Genomic DNA, 25,166 nt, shown 5'->3' with positions numbered 1-25,166 from the left:
CCTGCGGGTAACCGCCGGTCGAGTGTGTGACATGGACACTAGCAACGTTTCCGGTTGACCCCATCCTGCAAGGCAGTACCGAAGGGCGCGCTTTGCGCCCTTTTTCGTGGCCGTTACCCGGTCTGTTGCGGCCAGTGAGCACGCTTGCAGTCATACTTCGTTTTTCGATCCGCCACTGGGGCGGGTCATCAGGTGCCATCCATGATTGAGATCACGCTACCCGACGGCAGCAAGAAGCCGTTCGATCATCCCGTTACCGTGCAGGACGTGGCCGCCTCCATCGGCGCCGGCCTAGCCAAGGCCACGCTGGCCGGCAAGGTCGACGGCCAGCTGGTCGATGCCGGTTTTTCGATCGATCACGACGCCAGCCTGCAGATCGTGACCGACAAGAGCCCCGAGGCGCTGGAGATCCTGCGCCATTCCACCGCGCATCTGATGGGCCAGGCCGTGCAGCGACTGTTTCCGGGCGCGCAGGTGACGATCGGTCCGGTGATCGACAATGGCTTCTTCTACGATTTCGCCTACGAGCGCCCGTTCACGCCCGAGGATCTGCCGAAGATCGAGGCGGAGATGCACAAGATCGTGGCCGAGCAGTTGCCGGTGACGCGTACGGTGAAATCGCGCGACGAGGCGGTGGCGTTCTTCCGTGCACTGGGCGAGGAATACAAGGCCGAGATCATCGAGGGCATTCCCGCCAACGAGGATCTTTCGCTGTATTCGCAGGGCGAGTTCACCGACCTGTGCCGCGGTCCGCATGTGCCGAACACGGCCAAGCTGCGCTCGTTCAAGCTGATGAAGGTGGCCGGCGCGTACTGGCGCGGTGACTCCAACAACGCCATGTTGACCCGCATCTACGGCACCGCGTGGCTCAACGACAAGGACCTGAAGGCGTACCTGTTCCAGCTGGAAGAGGCCGAGAAACGCGACCATCGCAAGATCGGCAAGCAGCTCGACCTGTTCCACCAGCAGGAAGAAAGCCCCGGCATGGTGTTCTGGCACCCGAACGGCTGGGCGATCTGGCAGCAGGTCGAGCAGTACATGCGCGGCGTGTACAGGAAGAGCGGCTACCAGGAAGTGCGCTGCCCGCAGGTGCTGGACGTGTCGCTGTGGAAGAAGTCCGGCCACTGGGACAACTACCAGGAGAACATGTTCTTCACCGAGTCGGAGAAGCACACGTTCGCGCTGAAGCCGATGAACTGCCCGGGCCATGTGCAGGTGTTCAACACCACCTTGCACAGCTACCGCGAGTTGCCGATCCGCTACGGCGAATTCGGTGGCTGCCACCGCAACGAGCCGTCCGGCGCGCTGCACGGCATCATGCGCGTGCGTGCGTTTACCCAGGACGACGGCCACATCTTCTGCACGCCGGAACAGATCGAGCCGGAAGTTACCGCCTTCCACGCGCAGGCCATGCAGGTCTACGCCGATTTCGGTTTCGAGCATATCGACGTGGCGCTGGCGCTGCGTCCGGAAAAGCGCATCGGCGATGACGACGTGTGGGATCGTGCCGAGGCAGCGCTGCGCAGCGCGCTATCGGCCGCCGGGGTGAAATGGACCGAGCTGCCGGGCGAGGGCGCGTTCTACGGCCCCAAGATCGAGTACCACATGAAGGATTCGATCGGCCGCGACTGGCAGGTCGGTACCATGCAGGTGGATTTCATGATGCCCGAGCGCCTGGGCGCCGAATACGTCGACGAGCACTCGCAGAAGCGGCATCCCGTGATGCTGCACCGGGCCATCGTGGGTTCGATGGAGCGCTTCATCGGCATCCTGATCGAGCATCATGCGGGCTTGCTGCCCGCGTGGCTGGCGCCAGTTCAGGCGGTGGCGTTCAGCATCACCGATGCGCAAGCCGATTACGCCGCCCAGGTGACGCAAACCCTTGTCGACAAAGGTTTCCGGGTACAATCGGATTTGCGCAACGAGAAAGTCGGCTATAAAATCCGCGAGCATACGATGCAGAAAGTGCCTTACCTCCTCGTGGTCGGTGATCGCGAGAAAGAGACGGGGACGGTTTCTGTGCGTACCCGTTCCGGCGAGGACCTGGGCAGCATGCCGCTGGCCGACTTCATCGAACGACTGGAGACCGAAACCCGGCGCTGAGCCCGAACGCTCAGATTCGGCGGTCTTTTTCATCACTTCTTCTGGAGGATCGTGGTATCGCAACCACCGACAACAAGGGCAATCGTCGTAACCTGGAAATCCGTGTGCCGCGGGTGCGTGTCATCGGTGCCGAAGCGGAGCAGCTCGGTATCCTGACCCGTGACGAAGCGCTGGCACTGGCGCAGGAAGCGGGCATGGACCTGGTCGAGATCCAGCCCAACGGCGATCCGCCGGTCTGCCGCATCATGGATTACGGCAAGTTCAAGTTCGAAGCCCAGAAGAAGGCGCAGGCCGCCAAGAAGAAGCAGAAGCAGGTCGAGATCAAGGAAGTGAAGTTCCGCCCCGTCACCGACGTGGGCGACTACCAGATCAAGCTGCGCAACATGCTGCGGTTCCTCGAGGAAGGCGACAAGGTCAAGGTCACCATCCGTTTCCGTGGCCGCGAGATGTCTCACCAGGACCTGGGCCAGAACCTGGCCCGCAAGATCCAGGAAGACATCGGCGACAACGGCCAGGTGGAGTCCTATCCGCGCCTGGAAGGCCGCCAGATGGTCATGATGATCGGGCCCAAGAAGAAATAATCCCGCGCGACGAGGCCTCCTGGTCTTGTCGGCGCGACCTGTGGGAGCGGCTTCAGCCGCGATGCTCTTGCTCTGGAGGCTCCAGGACAAAGGCATCGCGACTGAAGTCGCTCCTACTGGTATCGGAGGTTCCAACTCCGTATAATCGCCGGTTCGACCCGCCTGGATGGGTCGTGCACCGATCGTGGCAGGACGGAAAGCGCAACCTGCGGTTGCCGCCAGATCAGTCAGAAACGGGGGTTTTCCCCACCCAAGGAGCAGTTTCATGCCCAAGATCAAGACCAACCGGGCGGCGGCGAAGCGTTTTCGCAAGACCGCGTCGGGCAAAATCAAGTGCGGTCACGCTTACCGGTCACACATCCTGACCAAGAAGTCGACCAAGTTGAAGCGCGGCCTGCGTGCCAAGAACCACCTGAAGGCGTGTGACGCCCCGGGTGTCGCCCGCATGTTGCCGTACTGAAGACGAGGAGATAAACCATGGCTCGTGTAAAGCGTGGCGTTACCGCCCGTCGTCGTCACAAGAAAATCATCGGTCGCGCCAAGGGCTACTACAACGCCCGTCGCAAGGTCTTCCGCGTTGCCAACCAGGCCGTCGTCAAGGCCGGTCAGTACGCGTACATCGGCCGCAAGCAGCGCAAGCGTCAATTCCGCGCGCTGTGGATCGTCCGCATCAACGCCGCTGCGCGCATGTTCGGCCTGTCCTACAGCCGCCTGATCAATGGCCTGAGCAAGGCCGGCATCACGGTGGACCGCAAGGTCCTGGCCGACATCGCCGTGCACGACATCAAGGCGTTTGAAGTGATCGCCGAGAAGGCCAAGGCCAGTCTGGCCGCTTGATCGTCGGACGCCTCTGCGTCAGCGCGATATGATGTAAAGCAAGCGGGGAGGAGGCTTTGGTCTCCTCCCCGTTTTTTTTGGTGGGGAATGGAGAATGGGGAATCGGGAATGGCAAAGCGCGGCCGTTCCGATTCCCGATTCCCGATTCCCATGACAACCCGGAATCGCATCGATGGATGATCTGGAAAGCCGCGCCAAGCAGGCGCTGGCCGATATCGGCAACGCTGCCACGCTCGACGCGCTTGACGCGTTGCGCGTAGGTCTGCTGGGCAAGAGTGGCATCGTCACTGCCGCGCTGAAGTCGCTGGGCGCGCTGGCGCCGGACGAACGCAAGGCACGCGGCGCCGAGGTCAACACGGTCAAGCAAGGGCTGGCCGACGCGCTGGCCGCGCGCAAACAGCAACTGGAGCAGGTGGAGCTTGATCGTCGCCTGGCCTCCGAGAAGCTGGACATCAGCCTGCCCGGACGCGACGGCGAGCGTGGTGGCATCCACCCGATCACCCGCGCGCTGGAGCGCATCGCCTCGATCTTCGCGCGGCTGGGTTACCAGCGTGCCGACGGCCCCGAGATCGAGGACGACTGGCACAACTTCGAGGCGCTGAATTTCCCGCCGCATCATCCGGCGCGCGCCATGCACGACACGTTCTATTTCGGTGATGGCCGCCTGCTGCGCACGCATACCTCGCCGGTGCAGATCCGCGCGATGGCCGGCCGCCAGCCGCCCATCCGCATCATCGCGCCCGGCAAGGTTTACCGCAGCGATTCGGACCAGACCCATTCGCCGATGTTCCACCAGATCGAGGGTCTGCTTGTCGATGAAACCTCGAGCATGGCCGATCTCAAGGGCACGCTGACGGAATTCCTGCGCGCGTTCTTCGAGCGCGATTTCGAGATGATGTTCAAGCCCACGTATTTCCCGTTCGTGGAGCCCGGCGCGGACGTGATCATCCGCTGGGAGCAGGAGGACGGATCGAGCCGCTGGCTGGAGGTGCTCGGCTGCGGCATGGTGCATCCCAACGTGCTGAAGAACGTGGGCATCGATCCGGAACGCTACACCGGTTTCGCGTTCGGCATGGGCGTCGAGCGCCTCGCCATGCTGCGTTATGGGGTGAAGGACTTGCGTGCGTTCTTCGAGAACGACCTGCGTTTTCTGAAACAGTTTGCTTAAACGGGAATCGGGAATGGGGAATGGGGAATCGTAAAAGCGGCCGCCGCGCCACGGCTTTTGCTCTTCCCGTTCACCACTCCCCATTCCCCATTCCCGGGTCCGAACAATGAATTTTTCCGAGAACTGGTTGCGTGAACTGGTCGAGATCGATGCCGATCGCGATACCCTGGTTCGCGCGCTGACGATGGCTGGCCTGGAGGTCGAGGACGTCACTCCCCTGGGCGAATGCCTTGAGCACGTCGTCGTGGCGCAGATCGTCGCCGCCGAAAGACACCCGCAGGCCGATCGCCTGCAGATTTGCCAGGTGGACGCGGGCTTGGGCCAGCCGTTGCAGATCGTGTGTGGCGCGCCGAATGCCCGCACCGGTATCAAGGTTCCGTTGGCGATGGTGGGCGCGAAACTGCCCAACGGCATGGCGATACAGACAGCGAAACTGCGTGGCGTCGAATCGAACGGCATGCTTTGCTCGGCCAAAGAGCTGGCGATCGATGCCGACGCATCCGGCCTGCTGGAATTGCCGTCCGATGCGCCGGTGGGGCAGCCGTTGGTCACCTATCTGGGCTTGCCCGATGCCAGCATCGAGCTCAGCCTCACGCCCAATCGCGCCGATTGCCTCAGCCTGCACGGCCTGGCCTACGATGTGGCGGCGCTGTTCGGTAGCGCCGTGAAGCTCCCCACTGCGGTCACGGTTCCCGTCAGCTCCGACGCACGCCGTGGGATCCGGCTGGAGGCAGGCAAGGATGCGCCGCGTTACCTGGGGCGCGTCGTCGAGGGTATCGATCCTTCCGCACGCACGCCGCTCTGGATGGCCGAGCGTCTCAGGCGCGCCCATCTGCGGCCGATCAGTGCGGTGGTCGACATAACCAACTACGTGATGCTGGAACTGGGCCAGCCGATGCATGCGTTCGACAACGACGCGTTGCATGGCGACATCGTGGTGCGCCATTCGCGTTCGGGCGAGACGCTGAAGCTGCTTGATGGCAGCGATGCCCGTCTCGACGAGGGCTTTGTGCTCATCACCGACGAGCAGCAGGTGCTGGCCGTTGCCGGCGTCATGGGCGGCCACGAGTCGCGTGCCACCGAGACCACGCGCAACGTCTTTCTGGAGTCGGCCCATTTCGCCCCGGCCGCGATCATGGGGCGCGCACGCAAGCTGGGCTTGCACACCGAGGCCTCGCATCGTTTCGAACGCGGCGTGGATCCCGAGTTGCCGCGTCGTGCCCTGGAGCGCGCCACCGAATTGCTTCTGGCGATCGCCGGCGGCAAGGCTGGCCCGATCCTGGTTGCGGAGAATATCGCCGACCTGCCGCGGCCCGCTCCGGTGGCGCTGCGCCGCGCACGGCTGAAACGCGTGCTCGGGGTGGATGTGGACGATGGCGAGGTGACGCGCATCTTCACCGCGTTGGGCATGCAGGTCACCATCCTTCCCGATGGCTGGCAGGTCATCGCGCCGAGCAGTCGCTTCGACATCGAGCGGGAGGAGGACCTGATCGAGGAAGTGGCGCGCATCTTCGGCTACGACAACATCCCCACGCTGCGCCCCAGCGGTGCGCTTGCGCTGGCGGTCGAGCCGGAAACGCGCATCGGCGAGCTGGCCTTGCGCGAGCAGTTGGCGGCGCGCGGTTATCACGAGGCAATCAATCTATCGTTCTTGCCACTGGAACTGCTGACGCGCTGGGGTTTCACCGACGAGCTGGTTTCATTGGCCAATCCGCTGTCGGCGGATCTGGCGGTGATGCAGCCTTCGCTGCTGCCCGGCCTGATCGAGGCCCTGCGCCACAACCGCGCACGCCAGCAGGAGCGGGTGCGGTTGTTCGAGGTGGCCCGCGTTTTCGCGGCGGGCAACCCGCCGCGGGAAACGCCGAGCCTCGCCATCGTGGCCTGCGGCAACGCTCGCGCGGAGCAGTGGGGCGAACCGTCGCGCGCGCTGGATTTCCATGACCTCAAGGGTGATCTCGATGCCCTGATCGCCTGGGGTGGCGAGCCGTCGCGGTGGTCGGTCGACGCCACCAGCCTGCCGGCCTGGTTGCATCCCGGCCGCGGTGCGCGGGTCATGCGCGATGGCAAGACGGTGGGTTACCTGGGCGCCCTGCATCCGCAGCTGGCCAAGGCGCTGGATCTGGGTGCCGACGTGCATGTGATGGAGCTGGCGCTGGAACCGTTGCTGGCGCGTCGCCTGCCGTTGGCGCGGGCTGTACCGCGGTTCCCCACGGTGCGTCGCGACATCGCCCTGGATTTGCCTGAGGAGGTGCGTTGGTCGCAGGTCGAGGAAGCGGTTCGGCAAGCCTTGGGCGAACGCCTGCAGGAACTGCGCCTGTTCGACCGCTACAGCGGAAAAGGCGTCGAGCAAGGCCGAAAAAGCCTCGCTATGGGCTTGATTTTACAGGACGCTTCACGCACGCTTACTGATGACGACGCGGACCGTTGCATACGAGAAGCGGTAGCTGCGTTGGAGCAAACATGCAAGGCAAAGTTGCGAGGATGAGATGGCGCTGACCAAGGCGGAGATGGCCGAGCGGCTTTTCCTCGACGTAGGCCTGAACAAACGTGAGGCCAAGGAATTCGTGGACGCCTATTTCGAGGTGGTCCGCGAAGCTCTGGAGAAAGGGGAGCAGGTGAAACTGTCGGGTTTCGGCAATTTCGATCTGCGGCTCAAGAACCAGCGACCGGGACGCAACCCGAAAACCGGTGAGGAGATTCCCATCTCCGCCCGCCGTGTGGTGACGTTCCGCCCGGGACAAAAGCTCAAGGTGAGAGTCGAGAGTTATGCTGGATCAGGGGAATAACACCGAGCTGCCCGCCATTCCGGCGAAGCGCTATTTCACCATCGGTGAAGTGGGCGAACTTTGCGGAGTGAAGCCGCACGTGCTGCGCTATTGGGAGCAGGAGTTTCCTGCCCTCAATCCGGTCAAGCGGCGTGGCAACCGGCGCTATTACCAGCGTCATGACGTGTTGATGATCCGGCAGATCCGCTCGCTGCTGTACGAAGAGGGTTTCACCATCACCGGCGCCCGTGCCCGGCTGGAAGGCCCGCAGGCGCGCATGGAGGCCAGCATTTCGCACCAGATCGTGCGTCAGGTACGGATGGAGCTGGAAGAAGTGCTGACGCTGCTGCGTCGTTGAAATTACGGCTACCGGGAACACCCCTGTAGCTGTTAGAATTCCGGTTCTGTCGGGGCGTAGCGCAGCCTGGTAGCGCACTACGCTGGGGGTGTAGTGGTCGCGAGTTCGAATCTCGCCGCCCCGACCAATCATTGAAACGACAACGGCACCCGCGGGTGCCGTTGTCGTTTCTGCGTGTCTGATGTCTTGGGCGCCTGTGCGAGCGGCTCTTGTGGGAGCGGCTTCAGCCGCGATGCTCTTTCCTCGGTCTACAGAACAAGAGCATCGCGACTGAAATCGCTCCTATACACAAGGTTGCCTGCAGCGCGCCTCAGTACAGGATGCGGGTGCGCAGCGTGCCCGGGATGGCGGCCAGTTTCGCCTTCAGCTCGTTCGCCTTCGCCTCATCGGCGGAGACGTCGATCACCACGTAACCCACCTGGGCGTCGGTCTGCAGGAACTGCGCGTTGATGTTGACGTTCTCGCCCGAGAACACATCGTTGATGCGCGACAGGATGCCCGGCACGTTGCGGTGGATGTGCAGCAGGCGGCGGCTTTGCGGATGTTCCGGCAGGCTCACTTCGGGGAAGTTCACGGCCGACAGCGTGGAGCCGTTGTCGCTGTAGCGGATCAGCTTGCTGGATACCTCGACGCCGATGTTGTCCTGCGCCTCCAGTGTGCTGCCGCCGATGTGCGGGGTGAGGATGACGTTGTCCAGGCCGACCAATGGCGACACGAACGCCTCGCCGTTGCCCTTGGGCTCGACCGGGAACACGTCGACGGCGGCGCCGGACAGATGGCCGCTCTTCAGCGCCTCGGCCAGCGCCTCGATGTCGACCACGCTGCCGCGCGACGCATTGATCAGCATGGAGCCCTTGCGCATTTTTTCCAGCTGCTCGCGGCCGAACATCATCTTGGTGGCGGGCGTTTCCGGCACGTGCAGCGTGACTACGTCGGAGCGCTCCAGCAGCTCGTCCAGGCTCGCCACGGCATGGGCATTGCCCATCGCCAGCTTCGCTTCGATGTCGTAGAACAGCACGCGCATGCCGAGGCCTTCGGCCAGCACGCCGGTCTGCGTGCCGATGTGGCCGTAGCCGATGATGCCCAGCACCTTGTCGCGCGCCTCGTAGCTGCCCACCGCCGACTTGTCCCAGCCGCCGACGTGGCATTGGGCGTTCTTGTGCGGGATGCCGCGCAACAACATGATCGCTTCGGCCACCACCAGTTCAGCCACGCTGCGGGTGTTGGAGTAAGGCGCGTTGAAAACCGGGATGCCCAGCTTGCTTGCCTCGACCAGATCGACCTGGTTGGTGCCGATGCAGAAGCAGCCCACCGCCATCAACCGCTTGGCGTGCGAAAGCACGTCGGCGGTCAGCTGGGTGCGCGAGCGCAGGCCGATGATGTGCGCATCGGCGATGCGCTCTTTCAGCTCGGCTTCGGGCAGGGATTTCGCATGCAGCTCGATCTGGCTGTAGCCTGCACGGCGGAAATTTTCGACCGCGGTGGCGCTGAGACCTTCCAGCAACAGCACCTTGATATCTTCTTTCGGGAACGAGGTTTGCATGAGAGCCCTTAGGGTAAATGGACGTCTATACTATGCCACGAATTTGTCCTTTTGTCGCAGCGCAGCACTGGACAGCCCCAACCCGGGCTGCCACGCTTCCGCTGACCACCTGGAATTCTGATGACTGATCTTCGCCTCGCCGGGCTCGCCGCCCGCCTGCCCGGACTGCGCCTGCTGTCGACCCCGGCGGAACTTGAATACTACGGACGTGACTGGACCCGCCGCTGGACGCCGGCGCCGCTGGCCATCGCGTTGCCCGCCAACATCGACGAAGTACAGGCGATCGTGCGCTGGGCCAACGAGGAGCGCGTGGCAATCGTGCCGTCGGGTGGACGCACGGGGCTTTCCGGCGGCGCCGTGGCTGCCAACGGCGAGCTGGTGCTGAGCCTGGAGCGCATGAACCAGGTGCTGGATTTCAATGCCGTGGACCGCACGCTCACCGTGCAGCCTGGCGTGATCCTGCAGAAGGTGCACGAGGCCGCGCAGGAGCATGATCTGATCTACCCGGTGGATTTCGCCGCGCGTGGCTCGTGTTCCATCGGCGGCAACATTTCCACCAATGCCGGCGGCATCCGGGTGATCCGCTACGGCAACACGCGCGAATGGATCGCCGGCCTGAAGGTCGTCGCCGGCAACGGCGAGTTGCTCGACCTCAACCGTGGCCTGATCAAGAACTCCAGCGGCTACGATTTCCGCCAGTTGCTGATCGGTTCCGAAGGCACGCTGGGCATTGTGGTGGAAGCCACTTTGAAACTTGCCGAGCCGCCGCCGCCGTCGCAGGTGATGCTGCTGGCATTGCCGGACATGGATGCCTTGATGCAGGTGTTTGCGCTGTTCCGCCAGCGCCTGAATCTGCAGGCATTCGAATTCTTCACCGATATCGCGTTGAAGCACGTGCTGGCCCACGGCGCGCAGCGGGCGATCGATGGTGACTACCCGTATTACGTGGTCACCGAGTTCGATGCGGCTGACGAGCTGGCGCAGGAGACGGCGCTGGCGGCGTTCGAGCACGCGATGGAGCAGGGGTGGGTCAGCGACGGCGCGATCGCGCAAAGCGAGAGCCAGGCGACCGCCTTGTGGCGCCTGCGCGAGGGCATCACCGAGAGCCTGGCCGCGCACAAGCCGTACAAGAACGATGTATCGGTGCGCATCAGCGCCGTGCCGGCTTTCCTGCACGAAATGCAGGACTTGCTGGGCCGCGAGTATCCGGACATCGAGGTGGTGTGGTTTGGCCACATCGGCGACGGCAACCTGCACATCAACGTGTTGCGTCCTGAGGATCTGGCCGAGGACGCATTCATCGCGCAGTGCGAGCACGTCACCAAGCTGCTGGCCGAAACGCTGCACCGCCACGGCGGCAGCATCTCGGCCGAGCACGGCATCGGCCTGGTCAAGCGCGCCTACCTGGAAAGCACCCGCAGTGCGGCGGAAATCGCCCTGATGCGCGGGGTGCGGCAGGTGTTCGACCCCAACGGCATCCTCAATCCCGGCAAGGTAATGACCGCCGGCTGAGCGCCATTGCCTGCGGCGCGCTGATTCTCGGGATGGTAGCCTGCGAGGCTTCATCGCCTCAGGAGTTGCCATGTCCCCGGAACGCCGTTCGCTGTACCCCGAGATCGAGCCGTTCGATCGCGGGATGCTCAAGGTGTCCGAACTGCATACGCTGTACTACGAGCAGTGCGGCAACCCGCATGGGAAGCCGGTGGTGTTTCTGCACGGCGGCCCGGGCGGTGGCACCAATCCCAAATGCCGGCGTTTCTTCGACCCGGCGGTCTACCGCATCGTGTTGTTCGACCAGCGCGGTTGCGGCAAGTCCACCCCGCACGCGGAACTGAGCGGCAATACCACCTGGGATCTGGTGGCCGATATCGAGCGCGTGCGCGAGCACCTGGGTATCGACCGCTGGCAGGTGTTCGGCGGCTCGTGGGGTTCCACGCTGGCGCTGGCCTACGCGCAAACGCATCCGGAGAAAGTCACCGAGCTGGTCTTGCGCGGCATCTTCATGCTGCGCCGGCAGGAGCTTGAATGGTTTTACCAGCACGGCTGCAACGCGCTGTATCCGGATGCGTGGGAAACCTATCTCGGCGCCATTCCCGAAGTGGAGCGCGGCGACCTGATGAGCGCCTACCATCGCCGCCTCACCAGCGCCGACGCCGACACGCGTGTCGCGGCGGCGCGCGCCTGGTCGGTATGGGAGGGCGCCACCAGTTTCCTGTGGCAGGACGCCACGCATATCCAGTCCAGCGCCGAGGACGAATTCGCGCTGGCGTTCGCGCGGATCGAATGCCATTACTTCGTGAACGGCGGCTTCTTCGAACACGACGACCAGTTGCTGCGCAATGTGGACCGCATCCGTCATATCCCCGCCGTGATCGTGCAGGGCCGCTACGACGTGGTTTGTCCGCTGCGCAGCGCGTGGGACTTGCATCGCGCATGGCCGGAGGCGGATCTGCGCATCGTGCAGGACGCGGGTCATTCTGCGTTCGAGCCCGGCAATCTGCATGAGTTGATCGAGGCGACCGACCGGTTTGGCCGCTGAGGGCTTTGCCGCCCTTTGTGGGAGCGGCTTCAGCCGCGATGCTCTTGTTTTTCGGGAGGCAAAAGCATGGTGGCTGAAGCCGCTCCTACAGGAACGAGGCGACTCCGGGTTAATCGTTCGGTGACAGCTGCTTGGTGCCAAAGATCTTGTCGCCCGCATCGCCGAGGCCGGGCAGGATGTAGCCATGTTCGTTGAGTCGCTGGTCGATCGAGGCGGTGTAGATCTCGATGTCGGGATGCGCCGCCTCGACGCGCGCGAGGCCTTCGGGCGCGGCGACCAGGAACAGGCCCTTGATGCGCGTGCAGCCGGCGGCTTTCAGCATGTCCACGGCGGCGATCAGGGTGCCGGCGGTGGCCAGCATCGGGTCGACGATCAGCGCGATGCGCTGGTCCATGCGGCCGCTGAGTTTTTCGTAGTAGGCGACCGGTTGCAGCGTGTCTTCATCGCGTTGCACGCCGACCACGCTGACCTTGGCCGAGGGGATCATGTCGAGCACGCCGGGCAGCATGCCCAGGCCTGCGCGCAGGATCGGCACGATGGTGATCTTCTTGCCCTTGATGCGGTGCACCCGCAGCGGCCCGGCCCAGCCTTCGATGGTTTCCTCGGCGGTTTCCAGGTCCTTGGTGGCTTCGTAAGTGAGCAGCGCGGCCACTTCGGTGGCCAACTCACGGAAATCCTTGGTACTGACGCCTGCGCGGCGCATCAGGCCCAGCTTGTGCTGGATCAACGGATGCCGGACTTCAACGATCTTCATGTGCGGGCGCCGTTTTGCGTGGCATTCGAGCTTAACCAAGCGGCCCCGCGCATGCACCTGCGCGGGGCCGTGGTTCATTCATTCAATGCGTGGCCGGCGCGGCCTTTTTCTTGAGGCAGGAGCTCATGAACGCCTTGCGCTCATCGCCTTTCTTGCCGGTCGCGCGCTTGTTGCAATCGGCCATGCGCTGCTGTTGCGCGGTGCGGTGCTTGACCGGCGGTGCCTCGGTTTTCGGCGCCGCGGCGAGGGTGCTGCCGGCGAACGCCAGCGCCGCGCTGGCGGCCAGTACACGCAATGAGATCGACATCCTTGAATCCTCCTTGTGACCGGCGGTTGCCGGCCACTGCGAGTCTGATTCGACGGAGGGGTGATGGCCGTGGGAAAAGCCTGATGGCGGCGCCGTATTCCGCAGCGTCGCCTTGTCGCCCGTCGCCGCGTTGCGACTCAGGCGGCCTTGTCCCCGGCGATGCGCGGCCCTTCCAGCAAGGCCTTGCGCACGCTGGCCACCACCAGATCCACCTCGGCGCTGGTGACCTTGAAATGCGGCGTGAAGCGCAGCGAATTGACGCCACCGTGGATCACGCCGACGCCGTGCTCGCGCAGGTATTCCTCGATCGAGCCGGCGCCGTAGCACTTGTATTGCGGCGCCAGCTCGCAGGAAAACAGCAGGCCGGTGCCTTGCACCTTGGTGATCAGGCCGCCCAGCTCGTCCTTCAGCGCGTTGAGCTTGTCCACGAATTCGCGACCGCGGGCGCGGATGTTTTCGCGCACCTCATCGGTCAGCTGGTCGAGCGTGGCCAGCGCCACGTCGAGCGCGCGCGGGTTGGCGGTCATGGTGTTGCCGTAGGTGCCCTTGCGGTAGAGCGCCGCGGTGCGCTCGGTCACCGCCAACACCGACAACGGGTATTGGCCGGCGTTGAGCGCCTTGGAGAACGTCTCCATGTCCGGTGGCGGCAGCTCCTCGAAGCCGGGGTAGGCGGTGATCGACAGCACGCCATGGGCGCGCAGGCCGGCCTGGATGGAGTCGATCAGCAACAGGCTGCCGTGCGCCTCGGTCAATGCACGCGCGGCCTTGTAGAACGCGGGGGTGACCGCGCGGCCGGGGTCGCCTTCACCCATCACCGGTTCCAGGAACATCGCCTCGATGAACCAGCCATGCTGGTCCGCTTCGGCGAATACTTGTTCCAATTGCTCCACGTCGTAAGGCGCCACGGTGAGCACGCTGTCCTCGTGGCGATAGCTGGCGAGGTTCTGCTGGTAGGCCTTGCGGCTGGAATCGGAATACAGCGCCGGCCGGTCGGTGCGGCCGTGGAACGCGCCTTTCACCGCCACCCGCTTGATCGTGCGCCCGGCATGACGCGCGCCGGCGTCGGTCATCAGCTTGGCGTTGACGTCCGCGATGCGGCAGGCCAGCGTCACCGATTCGGAGCCGGAATTGAGGCACAGGTAGCGCGCGTACGGATTGCCGCCGCGGCGACGGCCCAGCTCGTCATCCATGGCCTGCGTGAAGCGCCATTGCGACACGCTGGGCGACATCACGTTGGCCATCACCTGCGGCCGCGCCAGCGCCGCCAGGATCGCGGGGTGGTTGTGGCCGAAACCCAGCATGCCGTAGCCGCCGTTGTCGTGCAGTACGGCGCCCTTCAGGGTCACCACCCACGGTCCGCGCGCGGCGGCCGGTAGATACGGGTTGATGGCGTCGTCCGGGTAGAAGTTGACGAAGCGGGCCTGCGCCCGGGTCAGTTGATCGCCCTCGTCCAGCTTCAGGAAATCGGCCATGTCGGTGCGCAGCTCGCGATGGCGCGCCACCGCTTCGGCGACCGCTTCGGCCAGCGCGGGATCGTTGGCCGCCATGCGCTCGATGCTGGCGTCATCCAGGCCGGTGGTCCGCGGCTTGCCGCCGAATTCGCGCAGCTCGCGCAACTGATCGATCACGCCCATCTGAACTACTCCGTCGATCCGCTGGCCGACGGTTGCCCGGAGTGGCCAGTGGGTGAATACGTATCGGGAAGGGATACGCGGTAACCGGCATTTCCGAGCTTGTTTTTCTGCGTCAGCAGCCAGGTTTCGCGGGGAAAAACCGACATCGTTCCCGGCAGGATAACGTGCGCCGCAGGCGCCCGGTACCCCCGCATGACGTCTGTCACGGGTGATGGCTGACGCCGTCAACTGCCCGGAAATTCTTGTGCCGTGCACGATAAATCACCCTCACGGAGATCGTCATGGACCTTGCCTCACGCCCCGTTGCACGCCTTGCGGGCGCCACCCGGCGCTACGGACAGCAGACCGCGCTGGATGCCGTGGATCTCGTGGTGCAGCGCGGCGAATTGCTGGCCTTGCTCGGCCCCAACGGGGCCGGAAAAACCACCGCCGTCGGTCTGCTGCTGGGGCTGGCGCGGGCCGATGCGGGCACGGTCGAGCTGTTCGGGATGGATCCGCAGCGCATCGGGGCACGCCGGCGCATCGGCGTGATGCTGCAGAGTGCCGAGCTGCCGCCGACCCTGCGCGTGGGCGAATTGCTGCGACTGACGGCCAGCTACTACCCCGCGCCGCGCCGCCTGGAGGAAACCGCCGCCATGGCCGGCATCGGCGACCTGCTGCGGCGTCCCTACGCGAAACTCTCCGGCGGCCAGCAGCGGCGCGTGCAATTCGCGCTGGCGGTGTGTGGCCGGCCCGAGCTTCTGTTTCTGGATGAGCCCACCGTGGGCATGGATATCGATGCGCGCCAGAAACTGTGGGCGGCGATCCGTCAGTTGATCGCCGAAGGTTGCTCGGTGCTGCTGACCACGCATTACCTGGAAGAGGCCGAGGCACTGGCCGATCGCGTTTGCGTGATGACGCGCGGCCGCGTGATCCACGAAGGCACGGTCGACGCCTTGCGCGCGCGGGTGGCGCTGCGACGCATCCGCTGCGCGAGCACGTTGTCGATCGACACCTTGCGCGCCTGGCCGGAGATCGCCGACGTGCAGCAGGACAACGAGCGCCTGCACATCACGGCCGCCGATGCCGAGGCGGTCGTGCGCCGCCTGCTGGCGGCCGACCTGCAATTGCGCGAACTGGAGGTGCAGCGCGCCGGCCTGGCCGAAGCGTTCACCGAACTCACCCGGGATGCCGCCGAAACAGCCGGCACCGACCAACGCGAGGCCGCCTGAATGGAAATCGCCCTGTCTGCCCATGCCCACGCCATGCCGCGTCGCCGTGTCATTGGCGCGTATCTCGAAGAAGCGCGCAGCGAGTGCCTGCGTTACATGCGGGCGCCCGGTTTCATGCTGCCGATCATGCTGTTTCCGGCGATGTTCTACCTGCTGTTCGGCGTGTTGATGGCGAAATCGAACGGTGCCGATGCGGCGCGCTACCTGCTGGCCAGCTATGGCGTGTTCGGCGTGATGAGCCCGGGCCTGTTCGGCTTTGGCGTGTCGCTGGCGCTGGAGCGTGATGGTGGCCTGCTCACTTTCAAGCGCGCGCTGCCGATGCCGCCGGGCGCGTATCTGCTGGGCAAGATGCTGATGGCGATGGCCGCTGCGGGCGTTGTCATCCTGCTGTTGCTGGCGATGGCGTTCTCGCTGGGACATGTGACCTTGAGCCTGGCCCAGGCCGCGGCGCTGCTGCTTACCGGTGTGCTGGGCGTGCTGCCGTTCTGCGCGCTGGGCATGTTCGTGGGCACGCTGATCAAGGGGCAGGGCGCGCCGGGCATGCTGCAGCTGATCTATCTGCCGATGTCGTTCATGTCCGGCTTGTGGTTTCCGCTGCCGATGCTGCCGAAGTTTCTGCAGCAGATCGCGCCGGTGTGGCCGGCCTATCACCTGGACAGGTTGGCGCTGGCGTCGGTGGGGATGAACGACGAGCCGCTGGCGGGCCATCTGATGGTGCTGCTGGGTGTCACTGCGGGCTTCACGCTGCTGGCGGCGCGGCGTCTGCGCCGGCACGGTTGAAGTAGCATGGCAAGGCTCGAACGCTCGGCGAGGGAGGCGGCATGAATCGACGCATTGCGGCATTTTTTCTGCCGGCACCGGACTCGCTGGCGGCGGCTGCCTTTCGGCAGGGCAAATCGCCGTGGGTGCATGCCGTGCACCTGCTCTGGTCGTTCTGGTTGTTTGTCACGCCGTTGTGGAGCAGCGAGGGTTGGAACACACGCTGGCTGGTCTGCACCCTGGTCAGCTACCCGGTGTTTCTTCTGCTGTATTACCAGAGTGTGGTGGCGCCCCGGTCGATGGCGCGCGGCTATGCGCTGGCGATGGTGCTGCTGAGCATGGTGCTGGTGCCGTGGTATCCCAGTGGCCTGACCTATTTCGTTTATGGCTGCGTGATGCTGCGCGTGTGCCGCATGCGGTTCTATTCGTACCTAGGGTGGTTGACGGTGCTCAACGCGACCCTGCTGCTGGAAACGTGGCTGCTGCAGTATCCGTGGCAGGCCATATTCACCATCCCGGTGACTTCGTTCATCGTCGGCATCGTGATCAACGCGGAGCGCGTCAACGAAGAGAAGGATGCCCAACTGCAGCTCTCCCACGACGAGGTGCGCCGGCTGGCCGCGACCGCCGAGCGCGAGCGCATCGGACGGGATCTTCACGACCTGCTGGGCCACACGCTGTCGCTGATCACCTTGAAGCTGGAGCTGTCGCGCAAGCTGTTCGACCGCGATAGCGAGGCGGCCCGGCGCGAGATCGAGGATGCCGAGAAAGTCGCGCGTCACGCCCTGGCCGAAGTGCGCAGCGCGGTAACCGGTATCCGCACCGCCGACCTGGCCGCCGAACTGGCATCGGCGCGGCTGCTGCTGGCGTCCTCGATGGTGCATCTGGATTACGGTTCGCCACCGGCATTGCCCGGCGAGATCGAGCGCGGCCTGTCGCTGGTGCTGCGCGAGGCGGCCACCAATATCGCGCGTCACGCCGCGGCCAGTCGCGCGCGGATCGAGTGGGTGCACGAACACGCCCGCATGTGCATGCAGGTCAGTGACAACGGGCGCGGCGGCATCGACAGCGACGGCAATGGCTTGAGCGGCATGCGCGAGCGGGTGCGGGCGCTGGGCGGCACATTGACGATCGACTCGCCGCGAGGCCGGGGCACGTGCCTGAAGGTGAGCGTGCCGGTGCCCACACTGCGCCTGGTGGAGACATCGTCCGCGTTTACCGACGCGACGCCAGACCATACCGCCACCGCTTCGGAGCAACCGGCCGCATGAGCATCCCCCGCTTGTCGAACTCGAACGCCTCCATCGCCCCACGCCACGCTGCCAGCCGCGGAGTCGCGGCATGATCCGCATCCTGCTGGCCGAGGACCAGGCGATGGTGCGTGGCGCGCTGTCGGCCCTGCTCGGGCTGGAATCAGACATCGAGGTGCTGGGCTCGGCGGCCGATGGCGAAGCCGCCTGGCGTGAGCTGCAGCGATTGCGGCCCGACGTACTGGTTACCGACATCGAGATGCCCGGCCTGACCGGGCTGGAGCTGGCGCAGCGCATCCAGCGCCAGGAGCTGCCGATCAAGGTGGTCATCGTCACCACCTTCGCGCGCCCTGGCTTCCTGCGCCGCGCGCTGGATGCGGGCGTATCGGGTTATCTGCTGAAGGACGCGCCGGCGGAGAACCTGGCCGAGGCCTTGCGCACCGTGCACCGCGGTGGTCGGGCGATCGATCCGCAACTGGCGCTGGAAGCGTGGTCGGAGGCTGACCCGTTGAACGACCGCGAACGCCAGGTATTGCGTCTGGCCGGCGAAGGCCAGGCCGCGGGCGACATCGCCACGCAACTGAATTTGTCGCACGGCACCGTGCGCAATTACCTGTCCGAGGCGATCGGCAAGCTGGGCGTCAACAACCGCATCGAGGCCTATCGGCTGGCGCGTCAGAAGGGCTGGCTTTGAGGTTGGCGCGGGGGCGCATTTGTTTCCGGGCGTGCCGGCCGTCGCCGGCTGCGGGATAATGTCCTGTTTCCCGCCACGCGCGGGCGTTACCCGAGTCCCCAAGTGAAGAAGTCCGATTTCGATTTTGAATTGCCGCCCGAGCTGATTGCGCAGGCGCCGCTGGCCGAGCGCTCCGCCAGCCGCCTGCTGCTGCTGGACGCCTCCGCACCCGCGCTGCAGGACCGCATGTTTCGCGAGTTGCCGCAGATGTTGCAGCCGGGTGATCTGCTGGTGTTCAACGACACGCGGGTATTGCCTGCGCGCCTGTTTGGGCACAAGAGCACCGGCGGCGCGGTGGAGATCCTGATCGAGCGCGTCACCGGTGCGCATGAGGCCACGGTGCAACTGGGTGTCAGCAAGAAGCCGAAGGTGGGCGGCCGCATCGAACTGGCCGATGGCAGCCACGCGGTGGTACTGGGGCGCGACGAGGGATTCTTCCACCTGCGTTTCGAGGCGCCCGAGCCGCTGGAAAAACTGCTGCTCAAACTGGGTGAAATGCCGTTGCCGCCGTATATCGCGCGGCATCCCGACGCCAGCGACCTGGAGCGCTACCAGACCGTCTACGCGCGCGAACCCGGCGCCGTGGCGGCGCCCACGGCGGGCCTGCATTTCGACCAGGCCACGCTGGACGCGCTGCGCGAGCGCGGTGTTGATGCCGGCTACATCACGCTGCACGTGGGTGCCGGCACCTTCCAGCCGGTGCGCGAGGACAATCTCGAAGACCACCACATGCACCGCGAGTGGCTCAACGTGGGCGCGCACCTGATCGAGCAGATCCGCCGCACCCGTGCCGCCGGCGGGCGGGTGATCGCGGTGGGCACCACGGTGGTGCGCGCACTGGAAAGCGCCAGCAAGGATGGCCAGTTGCATCCGTTCGCGGGCGAGACGCAGATCTTCATCTTCCCCGGCTACACATTCACCAGCATCGATGGCCTGCTGACCAACTTCCACCTGCCGCAATCCACATTGCTGATGCTGGTGTCGGCGCTGGCCGGGCGCGAGGTGATTCTCGACGCCTATCGCCACGCGGTAGCGGAGCGCTACCGGTTTTTCTCCTATGGCGATGCGATGCTGATCCTGCCGCGCCCGGCGGGTGCCGGCTGATCAGGCCGGAAACGCCTGGTCCAGCCAGGCCGGTACCGGGATAGCTTTTTCGCGCAGGAACGGCGGGTTGAACAGCTTGGCCTGATAGCGCGTGCCGGCGTCGGCCAGGATGGTGACGATGGTGTGGCCCGGGCCCAGTTCGCGCGCCAGCCGGATCGCGCCGGCCAGGTTGACGCCGCTGGAGCCGCCGGCGCACAGGCCTTCCTCGTGCAGCAGGCGATGCACCAGCGGTACCGATTCGTCATCCGGAATCGACCAGGCCAGGTCGATCGGCGCGTCAGCGAAGTTGGCGGTGATGCGGCTGGAGCCGATGCCCTCGCTGATGGAGTTGCCGCTCGCCAGCAGTTCGCCCGCGTTGATGAAGTGCGCCAGCGCCGAGCCGGCCGGGTCGGCCAGCGCAATGCGCACGGCCGCGTTGCGCGCTTTCAGCGCGCGGCCCACACCGGCCAGCGTGCCGCCGGTACCGGCGGCGCAGACGAAGCCGTCGATCCTTCCCGCCGTGTCCTCCCAGATTTCCACGCCGGTGGTGGCTTCGTGGTAATCGCGGTTGGCGGTGTTGTCGAACTGGTTGGCAAACCACGCGCTGCCGGGCTTGGCGCTGTTCAGCGCCTCGGCGTAGGCGCGGGCGTGATGCGCGTAATGGTTGGGGTTGCTGTACGGCACGGCGGGTACCAGCCGCACGTCAGCGCCCGAAACCCGCAAGGTGTCGATCTTCTCGCGGCTCTGCGTCTCCGGCATGAAGATCACCGTGCGATAGCCGCGGCTGGCACCGATCAGGGTCAGGCCGATGCCGGTGTTGCCGGCGGTGCCTTCCACGATGACGCCACCGGGCAGGAGTTCACCGCGCTGTTCCGCATCGAGGATCAGGCCCAGCGCAGTGCGGTCCTTGATGGAGCCGCCGGGGTTGAGCAGCTCGGCCTTGGCCAGGATATGGCAGCCGGTCAGTTCGGAGGCGTGGCGCAGGCGTACCAGCGGGGTGTGTCCCACGCTGGCGGAAAGGTCGGGACTAATGCTCATGAGCGGTGTGGCCGTGACGAAAGTTTTCATTGTGATGCATGTTCAAGGCAACGCCTTAACGATTGTGCCCCCACCCGCAGGGCGGATGGAGGCACGGGTGTCACGCAGCGATCGCGTTCAGGCGGCCGGCGGCGGCACCAGGCGCAGGTAGGACTTCAGGGTCTTCCAGCCGTTCGGGTAGATGGCCTTGGCCTCTTCGTCCGACACCGACGGGGCGATGATCACGTCTTCGCCAGCCTTCCAGTCGACCGGGGTGGTCAGCTTGCGGCCATCGGTGAGCTGCAGCGAATCGAGGATGCGCAGCACTTCGTCGATGTTGCGGCCGGCGCTGGCCGGGTAGGTCAGCACGGTGCGCACTTTCTTCTTCGGGTCGATGAAGAAGATCGAACGCACGGTGGCGGTGGAATCGGCCTTCGGATGGATCATGCCGTACAGGCCGGCGACCTTGCGCTCCTGGTCGGCCAGCAGCGGGTAGTTCAGCGCGGTGCCGCCGACATCCTGGATGTCCTTGGCCCAGCCGTGATGATCGTCCACGGAGTCGACCGACAGGCCGATCAGCTTGGTGCCACGGGCGTCGAATTCACCCTTGCGGCGGGCGAACGCGCCCAGCTCGGTGGTGCATACCGGGGTGAAATCCTTCGGGTGGGAGAAGAACACCACCCAGTTGTCGCCCGCGTATTCGTAGAAATTGGTCGACCCGGCGGTGGAGTCGATGGTGAAGTCGGGGGCGGTGTCGCCAAGCTGAAGGCTCATGGAAAGGTTCTCCGGTAGTTGGTGCCAACGAGGATGCGTCTACGGGGCGTCAAAGGCTAATGGCATGTTCGAATAAACATATATGCGTTTAGATGTTTAGACGGCTATTGACAGCACCCTATAAAGCATTTAGTGTGCGCTTCACTCATCGAGACCGGCGGAGGGACAGGCCCTTGGATGCCGGGGCAACCTGCGAGGATGTATTTCGCGACGGTGCCAACTCCTGCGGAGGTGCCGGATCGGCATCAACCGGTAGATGGGCGTCATGCGTAACCGGCGATTCCGCCTGTTGCGCCGGGCGGCCCTTCCGGTCTTCGCAAGACGATGATGATCGGAGATCCGCATGACCCGCCAGCCCGAAATCAGCCCGGCCCACACTGCCTCCATCGTGGAGTTTCCGGCGACGCGTGCGCGTGGCGAGCTCGGTGCGCAGCGCAGCAGCCGGCGACTGACGCTGACCCCGAAGTACGGTAACGGCCCTTGTGAAGTCGACGTGCGCTACCTGTGGTGCGGCGCGGCCGATGCGCCGACGGTTGTGGTGCTGGGCGGCATTTCGGCCAACCGCGACGTCACCTCGCTGGATGAGGCCGGCAAGCCCGGTTGGTGGCAGTCGCTGGTATCCGCCGGCGGCGGCGTGGATCTGGATCACTACCGGGTGCTGGCCATCGACTGGCTGACCCCGAACGAATTGAACGCCCAGGCGGTATCCAGCGAAGACCAGGCCGACGCGCTGGCCGCGTTGCTGAAGGCGCTGGGCATTACCCAGTTGCATGCCTTCGTGGGCGCTTCCTACGGCGCGATGACCGCGTTGGCGTTTGCCCAGCGCCACCCACGCGAGGTGGGGCGGCTGGTATTGCTGGCCGGTGCCCATCGCTCGCACCCGTTGTCCACCGCCCAGCGCAGCGTGCAGCGCGGCATCGTGCGCATGGGCCAGTCCACCGGCCAGGTGGATCAGGCACTGTCGCTGGCGCGTCAGCTGGCGATGACCACCTACCGTGGCAGCGCCGAGTTCGGCCGCCGCTTCTCCGGTGAGCCGCAGTGGCGTGGCGACCGCTTTCATTTCCCGGTGGAGGATTACCTCGACCATGCCGGCCAGCGCTTCGTGGAGCGCTTCGACGCCGACCGCTTCCTGGCCCTGTCCGAATCGATCGACCTGCACGAAGTGGCGCCCGAACAGGTCCACGCGCCGTCCACGCTGATCGGCTTTCCGTCGGACCGGCTGGTACCGCTGGCCGATCTGTGCGAGCTGCAGCGTCGGCTGCACGGGCCGGCCACGCTGGAAGTGGTCGAGTCGCCGTACGGCCACGACGCGTTCCTGAAAGAGCCCGAACAACTCGTGCCGCTGTTGCGCCAGGCGCTGCGATGAACGCCGCCACGGACTGCCCGCCTTCAACCTTTTGCGCACCTGCCGCTACACCCGTAATCCGGAGAACCCCATGAGCGATACATCCGCCCCCAGCACGCGCGCGGTGCGTGCCGGCATCGAGAGCGACACCCAGCACGGCGCCGTGGTGCCGGCGCTGCACCTGTCCAGCAACTACAGCTTCGCCGGGTTCGGCAACAAGCGCGTCTATGACTACTCGCGCAGCGGCAATCCCACGCGCGACCTGCTGGGCAATGCGCTGGCCGAGCTGGAGCAGGGCGCGGGCGGCGTGATCACCTCCAGCGGCATGTCGGCGGTGGCGTGCGCGCTGGAGCTGGTGCCAGCCGGCGCGAAGGTGTTGGCGGCGCACGATTGCTACGGTGGCACCTGGCGCCTGCTGGATGCCTGGGCGAAGAAGGGCCGTTTCACCCTCGAGTTCGCCGACCTCACCGATCCGGCGGCACTGGCCCGCGGCCTGGCCACCAAGCCGGCGCTGGTGTGGGTGGAGACGCCGTCCAACCCGCTGCTGCGGATCACCGACGTGCGCCACGTCACCCAGGCGGCGCATGCGGTCGGCGCGCTGGTGGTGGTGGACAACACCTTCCTGTCGCCGGCGCTGCAGCAGCCCTTGCTGCTGGGCGCGGACGTGGTGCTGCACTCCACCACCAAGTACATCAACGGCCACAGCGACGTGGTCGGTGGTGCGGTGGTGGCGCGCGATGCGGCCGTGTTCGAGCAGTTGAAGTGGTGGGCGAACTGCAACGGCCTCACCGGCGCGCCGTTCGACAGCTACCTCACCTTGCGCGGCTTGCGCACGCTGTCGGTGCGCCTGCGCCAGCATCAGGAAAACGCCGCGCGCATCGCCGAACGGCTGGAGGCGCACGGTGCCGTGCGCAAGGTTTACTACCCGGGCCTGGCGAGTCACGCCGGGCATGCGCTGGCGACGCGCCAGCAGCAGGGCTTCGGCGCGATGCTGAGCTTCGAGCTGGATGGCGACCTGCAGCAGGTCGAGGCCTTCGTCAACGGCCTGGAATATTTCTCGCTGGCCGAGTCGCTGGGTGGCGTGGAAAGCCTGGTGGCCCATCCCGCCTCGATGACCCATGCCTCGATGGCGGCGGAGGCACGGCACGCGGCCGGCATCGCCGACAGCCTGCTGCGCCTGTCCGTGGGGATCGAGGACGGTGACGATCTGTTGCGCGATCTCGATGGTGCGCTGGAACGCGCCCAGGCGGTGCTCTCCAAACGTCGGGTCAGCGCATGAGTGTGCCGGCCACTGACGCATCACCGTTCGCCCATCGCAAAACGTCCGATATCGCGCTGGTGCTGCTGGGCACCGGCGTGGTGGGCGGCGCCCTGCTGGAGCTGCTGAAAACCCCGGTGGCGAAACACGTACGCCTGATCGGCGTGGCCAATTCGCGCCAGCAGCAGATCGACGCGGACGGCATCGCTTCGCGCGAATTGAACGGCTCCTGGCAGCAGCATGGCCAGCCGCGTGATGACGACGCCCTGCTCGCGGCGCTGGACGCCAGCGGCAGTGAGCTGAGGGTCGTGGTCGACGCCACCGCCTGTACCACGCTGGCCTCGCGTCACGCCGACTGGCTGGCACGCGGCTATCACGTGGTCACGGCGAACAAGTCGCTGGCCGGCGGCCATCTTTCCGGCTGGCGCGCGCTGCAGACGGCCCGTGCCCATGGCGGCAGCTATGGCGATGCCGCCACCGTCGGCGCCGGCCTGCCGGTGATCTCCACGCTGCGCCGCCTGCTCGGCTGCGGCGACAGCCTGCTCACGCTGGAAGGCGTGTTCTCCGGCTCGCTGTCCTACCTGTTCAACCAGTACAACGGCAGCCAGCCGTTTTCCGCGCTGCTGCGCGACGCGCGCAAGCTCGGCTACACCGAGCCCGATCCGCGCGCCGATCTCTCGGGCGAAGACGTGGCACGCAAGCTGCTCATCCTGGCCCGCAATGCCGGCTTCGCGCTGGGCAGCGAAGAGGTGGACGTGGAGAGCCTGGTGCCCGAATCCCTGCGCGATCTGGACACCGAGCAGTTCCTGACCCGCCTGGAAGAACTCGACGCGCCGCTGGCCGCCCGCCATGCCGATGCGCAATCGCGCGGCAACGTGTTGCGCTACCTGGCCCGTCTCAACCAGCGCGGTCGCGCCCGCGTGGGTCTGGTGGAAGTCGCCGCCACCCATCCGGCCGCCCGCCTCAACGGCACCGACAACCAGTTCGCCCTCACCACTACCCGCTACAACACCACGCCGCTGGTGATCCAGGGCCCCGGCGCCGGGCCGGAAGTGACGGCGCAGGCGCTGCTGGGCGACGTGTTGGCGTTGGGCTGAGCCCCGCCGCGAGCGTCTTTGTAGGAGCGCACCCGGTGCGCGATGCCATT

The 25,166-nt window shown here is 65.6% G+C and carries 24 protein-coding genes, 1 tRNA gene and 1 riboswitch; of the genes, 19 read left to right on the top strand and 6 right to left on the bottom strand.

Translation table 11 applies throughout. The annotated features are described in order from the left end of the window. The first annotated feature begins 201 nt into the window (after positions 1-201). The 9 genes from thrS (at position 202) to ACFPK0_RS15635 (ending at position 7,939) form a co-directional block, all read left to right on the top strand. A complete protein-coding gene (gene thrS, locus ACFPK0_RS15675) occupies positions 202-2,103 on the top strand; it encodes a threonine--tRNA ligase (protein WP_377342033.1) in 1,902 nt (633 codons plus the stop codon). A gap of 56 nt (positions 2,104-2,159) precedes the next feature. After that, the gene (gene infC, locus ACFPK0_RS15670) at positions 2,160-2,684 is read left to right on the top strand and encodes a translation initiation factor IF-3 (RefSeq protein ID WP_377342163.1); all 525 of its coding nucleotides are present in this window, start codon (positions 2,160-2,162) and stop codon (positions 2,682-2,684) included. A 265-nt stretch (positions 2,685-2,949) separates the two neighbouring features. Next, positions 2,950-3,144 (top strand): 50S ribosomal protein L35, encoded by a 195-nt coding sequence (gene rpmI, locus ACFPK0_RS15665; protein WP_007080321.1) that lies wholly within the window; start codon positions 2,950-2,952, stop codon positions 3,142-3,144. Between the two features lie 17 nt (positions 3,145-3,161). Continuing rightward, a complete protein-coding gene (gene rplT, locus ACFPK0_RS15660) occupies positions 3,162-3,521 on the top strand; it encodes a 50S ribosomal protein L20 (RefSeq protein ID WP_056085486.1) in 360 nt (119 codons plus the stop codon). A 172-nt stretch (positions 3,522-3,693) separates the two neighbouring features. Beyond that, positions 3,694-4,689 carry a phenylalanine--tRNA ligase subunit alpha gene (gene pheS, locus ACFPK0_RS15655; protein ID WP_056085485.1) on the top strand — a complete coding sequence of 332 codons (996 nt, stop codon included), beginning with the start codon at positions 3,694-3,696 and terminating at the stop codon, positions 4,687-4,689. Positions 4,690-4,795: 106 nt separating this feature from the next. Next, complete coding sequence (pheT, locus tag ACFPK0_RS15650; protein WP_377342029.1) at positions 4,796-7,174, top strand: phenylalanine--tRNA ligase subunit beta; 2,379 nt, start codon at positions 4,796-4,798, stop codon at positions 7,172-7,174. A gap of 1 nt (position 7,175) precedes the next feature. Then, entirely contained in the window at positions 7,176-7,475 is a 300-nt protein-coding gene (gene ihfA, locus ACFPK0_RS15645; RefSeq protein WP_007080317.1) for an integration host factor subunit alpha, read from the top strand. After that, positions 7,456-7,812, top strand: coding sequence for a MerR family transcriptional regulator (locus ACFPK0_RS15640; protein ID WP_007080316.1), 357 nt, complete (start codon positions 7,456-7,458; stop codon positions 7,810-7,812). The genes ihfA and ACFPK0_RS15640 overlap by 20 nt, the downstream gene beginning before the upstream one ends. A gap of 50 nt (positions 7,813-7,862) precedes the next feature. Then, a tRNA-Pro gene (locus ACFPK0_RS15635) sits at positions 7,863-7,939 on the top strand. A gap of 183 nt (positions 7,940-8,122) precedes the next feature. Here ACFPK0_RS15635 and serA read toward each other — a convergent pair. Next, the gene (serA, locus tag ACFPK0_RS15630) at positions 8,123-9,355 is read right to left on the bottom strand and encodes a phosphoglycerate dehydrogenase (RefSeq protein WP_056085483.1); all 1,233 of its coding nucleotides are present in this window, start codon (positions 9,353-9,355) and stop codon (positions 8,123-8,125) included. A gap of 120 nt (positions 9,356-9,475) precedes the next feature. Between serA and ACFPK0_RS15625 the strand changes: the two genes are divergently transcribed. Beyond that, positions 9,476-10,867, top strand: a complete 1,392-nt coding sequence (locus ACFPK0_RS15625; protein ID WP_056085482.1) for an FAD-binding oxidoreductase — start codon at positions 9,476-9,478, stop codon at positions 10,865-10,867. A gap of 70 nt (positions 10,868-10,937) precedes the next feature. Further along, on the top strand, positions 10,938-11,894 hold the full coding sequence (gene pip / locus ACFPK0_RS15620; protein WP_056085481.1) for a prolyl aminopeptidase: 957 nt from the start codon (positions 10,938-10,940) through the stop codon (positions 11,892-11,894). 109 nt (positions 11,895-12,003) lie between these two features. On the opposite strand, the gene upp is transcribed toward pip, so the two are convergent. From upp to ACFPK0_RS15605, 3 genes are all read right to left on the bottom strand, one after another. Continuing rightward, the gene (upp, locus tag ACFPK0_RS15615; protein WP_377342025.1) at positions 12,004-12,648 is read right to left on the bottom strand and encodes a uracil phosphoribosyltransferase; all 645 of its coding nucleotides are present in this window, start codon (positions 12,646-12,648) and stop codon (positions 12,004-12,006) included. Positions 12,649-12,730: 82 nt separating this feature from the next. Then, positions 12,731-12,955: a PsiF family protein gene (locus tag ACFPK0_RS15610; RefSeq protein ID WP_082520302.1), complete on the bottom strand. Its 225-nt coding sequence runs from the start codon at positions 12,953-12,955 to the stop codon at positions 12,731-12,733. A gap of 137 nt (positions 12,956-13,092) precedes the next feature. Beyond that, positions 13,093-14,589 carry an aminotransferase class III-fold pyridoxal phosphate-dependent enzyme gene (locus ACFPK0_RS15605; RefSeq protein WP_377342022.1) on the bottom strand — a complete coding sequence of 499 codons (1,497 nt, stop codon included), beginning with the start codon at positions 14,587-14,589 and terminating at the stop codon, positions 13,093-13,095. 281 nt (positions 14,590-14,870) lie between these two features. Between ACFPK0_RS15605 and ACFPK0_RS15600 the strand changes: the two genes are divergently transcribed. The 5 genes from ACFPK0_RS15600 (at position 14,871) to queA (ending at position 19,646) form a co-directional block, all read left to right on the top strand. Further along, positions 14,871-15,800, top strand: coding sequence for an ABC transporter ATP-binding protein (locus tag ACFPK0_RS15600; RefSeq protein ID WP_377342020.1), 930 nt, complete (start codon positions 14,871-14,873; stop codon positions 15,798-15,800). Then, the gene (locus ACFPK0_RS15595; RefSeq protein ID WP_377342018.1) at positions 15,801-16,580 is read left to right on the top strand and encodes an ABC transporter permease; all 780 of its coding nucleotides are present in this window, start codon (positions 15,801-15,803) and stop codon (positions 16,578-16,580) included. A 41-nt stretch (positions 16,581-16,621) separates the two neighbouring features. Further along, on the top strand, positions 16,622-17,830 hold the full coding sequence (locus ACFPK0_RS15590) for a sensor histidine kinase (RefSeq protein WP_377342016.1): 1,209 nt from the start codon (positions 16,622-16,624) through the stop codon (positions 17,828-17,830). Positions 17,831-17,900: 70 nt separating this feature from the next. Next, the gene (locus ACFPK0_RS15585; RefSeq protein WP_377342014.1) at positions 17,901-18,503 is read left to right on the top strand and encodes a response regulator transcription factor; all 603 of its coding nucleotides are present in this window, start codon (positions 17,901-17,903) and stop codon (positions 18,501-18,503) included. 102 nt (positions 18,504-18,605) lie between these two features. Next, entirely contained in the window at positions 18,606-19,646 is a 1,041-nt protein-coding gene (gene queA, locus ACFPK0_RS15580; protein ID WP_056085474.1) for a tRNA preQ1(34) S-adenosylmethionine ribosyltransferase-isomerase QueA, read from the top strand. Here queA and ACFPK0_RS15575 read toward each other — a convergent pair whose 3' ends face one another. Both ACFPK0_RS15575 and ACFPK0_RS15570 read right to left on the bottom strand, forming a co-directional pair. Further along, positions 19,647-20,663: a cysteine synthase A gene (locus ACFPK0_RS15575; protein WP_377342012.1), complete on the bottom strand. Its 1,017-nt coding sequence runs from the start codon at positions 20,661-20,663 to the stop codon at positions 19,647-19,649. Positions 20,664-20,780: 117 nt separating this feature from the next. Continuing rightward, positions 20,781-21,416: a peroxiredoxin gene (locus ACFPK0_RS15570; protein ID WP_056085473.1), complete on the bottom strand. Its 636-nt coding sequence runs from the start codon at positions 21,414-21,416 to the stop codon at positions 20,781-20,783. A 142-nt stretch (positions 21,417-21,558) separates the two neighbouring features. After that, positions 21,559-21,679: riboswitch (SAM riboswitch) on the top strand. 80 nt (positions 21,680-21,759) lie between these two features. On the opposite strand from ACFPK0_RS15570, the gene metX reads away from it, so the two are divergent. From metX to ACFPK0_RS15555, 3 genes are all read left to right on the top strand, one after another. Continuing rightward, positions 21,760-22,782, top strand: a complete 1,023-nt coding sequence (metX, locus tag ACFPK0_RS15565; protein WP_056085472.1) for a homoserine O-succinyltransferase MetX — start codon at positions 21,760-21,762, stop codon at positions 22,780-22,782. Between the two features lie 70 nt (positions 22,783-22,852). Continuing rightward, positions 22,853-24,040 (top strand): cystathionine gamma-synthase, encoded by a 1,188-nt coding sequence (gene metB, locus ACFPK0_RS15560; RefSeq protein ID WP_056085471.1) that lies wholly within the window; start codon positions 22,853-22,855, stop codon positions 24,038-24,040. Next, positions 24,037-25,116, top strand: a complete 1,080-nt coding sequence (locus ACFPK0_RS15555; protein ID WP_056085470.1) for a homoserine dehydrogenase family protein — start codon at positions 24,037-24,039, stop codon at positions 25,114-25,116. The genes metB and ACFPK0_RS15555 overlap by 4 nt, the downstream gene beginning before the upstream one ends. The last annotated feature ends 50 nt before the right edge of the window (positions 25,117-25,166 follow it).

The sequence above is a fragment of the Rhodanobacter ginsenosidimutans genome (assembly GCF_042655685.1).
GTDB lineage: Bacteria > Pseudomonadota > Gammaproteobacteria > Xanthomonadales > Rhodanobacteraceae > Rhodanobacter > Rhodanobacter ginsenosidimutans.
The sequence above is the reverse complement of the archived record's forward strand: the minus strand, read 5'-3'. Positions and strand labels throughout refer to the sequence as shown.

What these genes read in the sequence shown, in the direction of transcription:
- ACFPK0_RS15595 (WP_377342018.1), top strand. Translation starts at nt 15,801, where the DNA reads ATGGAAATCGCCCTGTCTGCCCATGCCCACGCCATGCCGCGTCGCCGT.
- ihfA (WP_007080317.1), top strand. Translation starts at nt 7,176, where the DNA reads ATGGCGCTGACCAAGGCGGAGATGGCCGAGCGGCTTTTCCTCGACGTA.
- rpmI (WP_007080321.1), top strand. Translation starts at nt 2,950, where the DNA reads ATGCCCAAGATCAAGACCAACCGGGCGGCGGCGAAGCGTTTTCGCAAG.
- ACFPK0_RS15610 (WP_082520302.1), bottom strand. Translation starts at nt 12,955, where the DNA reads ATGTCGATCTCATTGCGTGTACTGGCCGCCAGCGCGGCGCTGGCGTTC.
- ACFPK0_RS15585 (WP_377342014.1), top strand. Translation starts at nt 17,901, where the DNA reads ATGATCCGCATCCTGCTGGCCGAGGACCAGGCGATGGTGCGTGGCGCG.
- pip (WP_056085481.1), top strand. Translation starts at nt 10,938, where the DNA reads ATGTCCCCGGAACGCCGTTCGCTGTACCCCGAGATCGAGCCGTTCGAT.
- ACFPK0_RS15570 (WP_056085473.1), bottom strand. Translation starts at nt 21,416, where the DNA reads ATGAGCCTTCAGCTTGGCGACACCGCCCCCGACTTCACCATCGACTCC.
- ACFPK0_RS15590 (WP_377342016.1), top strand. Translation starts at nt 16,622, where the DNA reads ATGAATCGACGCATTGCGGCATTTTTTCTGCCGGCACCGGACTCGCTG.
- rplT (WP_056085486.1), top strand. Translation starts at nt 3,162, where the DNA reads ATGGCTCGTGTAAAGCGTGGCGTTACCGCCCGTCGTCGTCACAAGAAA.
- ACFPK0_RS15605 (WP_377342022.1), bottom strand. Translation starts at nt 14,589, where the DNA reads ATGGGCGTGATCGATCAGTTGCGCGAGCTGCGCGAATTCGGCGGCAAG.
- ACFPK0_RS15625 (WP_056085482.1), top strand. Translation starts at nt 9,476, where the DNA reads ATGACTGATCTTCGCCTCGCCGGGCTCGCCGCCCGCCTGCCCGGACTG.
- pheT (WP_377342029.1), top strand. Translation starts at nt 4,796, where the DNA reads ATGAATTTTTCCGAGAACTGGTTGCGTGAACTGGTCGAGATCGATGCC.
- metX (WP_056085472.1), top strand. Translation starts at nt 21,760, where the DNA reads ATGACCCGCCAGCCCGAAATCAGCCCGGCCCACACTGCCTCCATCGTG.
- upp (WP_377342025.1), bottom strand. Translation starts at nt 12,648, where the DNA reads ATGAAGATCGTTGAAGTCCGGCATCCGTTGATCCAGCACAAGCTGGGC.
- ACFPK0_RS15640 (WP_007080316.1), top strand. Translation starts at nt 7,456, where the DNA reads ATGCTGGATCAGGGGAATAACACCGAGCTGCCCGCCATTCCGGCGAAG.
- thrS (WP_377342033.1), top strand. Translation starts at nt 202, where the DNA reads ATGATTGAGATCACGCTACCCGACGGCAGCAAGAAGCCGTTCGATCAT.
- ACFPK0_RS15555 (WP_056085470.1), top strand. Translation starts at nt 24,037, where the DNA reads ATGAGTGTGCCGGCCACTGACGCATCACCGTTCGCCCATCGCAAAACG.
- metB (WP_056085471.1), top strand. Translation starts at nt 22,853, where the DNA reads ATGAGCGATACATCCGCCCCCAGCACGCGCGCGGTGCGTGCCGGCATC.
- ACFPK0_RS15600 (WP_377342020.1), top strand. Translation starts at nt 14,871, where the DNA reads ATGGACCTTGCCTCACGCCCCGTTGCACGCCTTGCGGGCGCCACCCGG.
- serA (WP_056085483.1), bottom strand. Translation starts at nt 9,355, where the DNA reads ATGCAAACCTCGTTCCCGAAAGAAGATATCAAGGTGCTGTTGCTGGAA.
- pheS (WP_056085485.1), top strand. Translation starts at nt 3,694, where the DNA reads ATGGATGATCTGGAAAGCCGCGCCAAGCAGGCGCTGGCCGATATCGGC.
- ACFPK0_RS15575 (WP_377342012.1), bottom strand. Translation starts at nt 20,663, where the DNA reads ATGAGCATTAGTCCCGACCTTTCCGCCAGCGTGGGACACACCCCGCTG.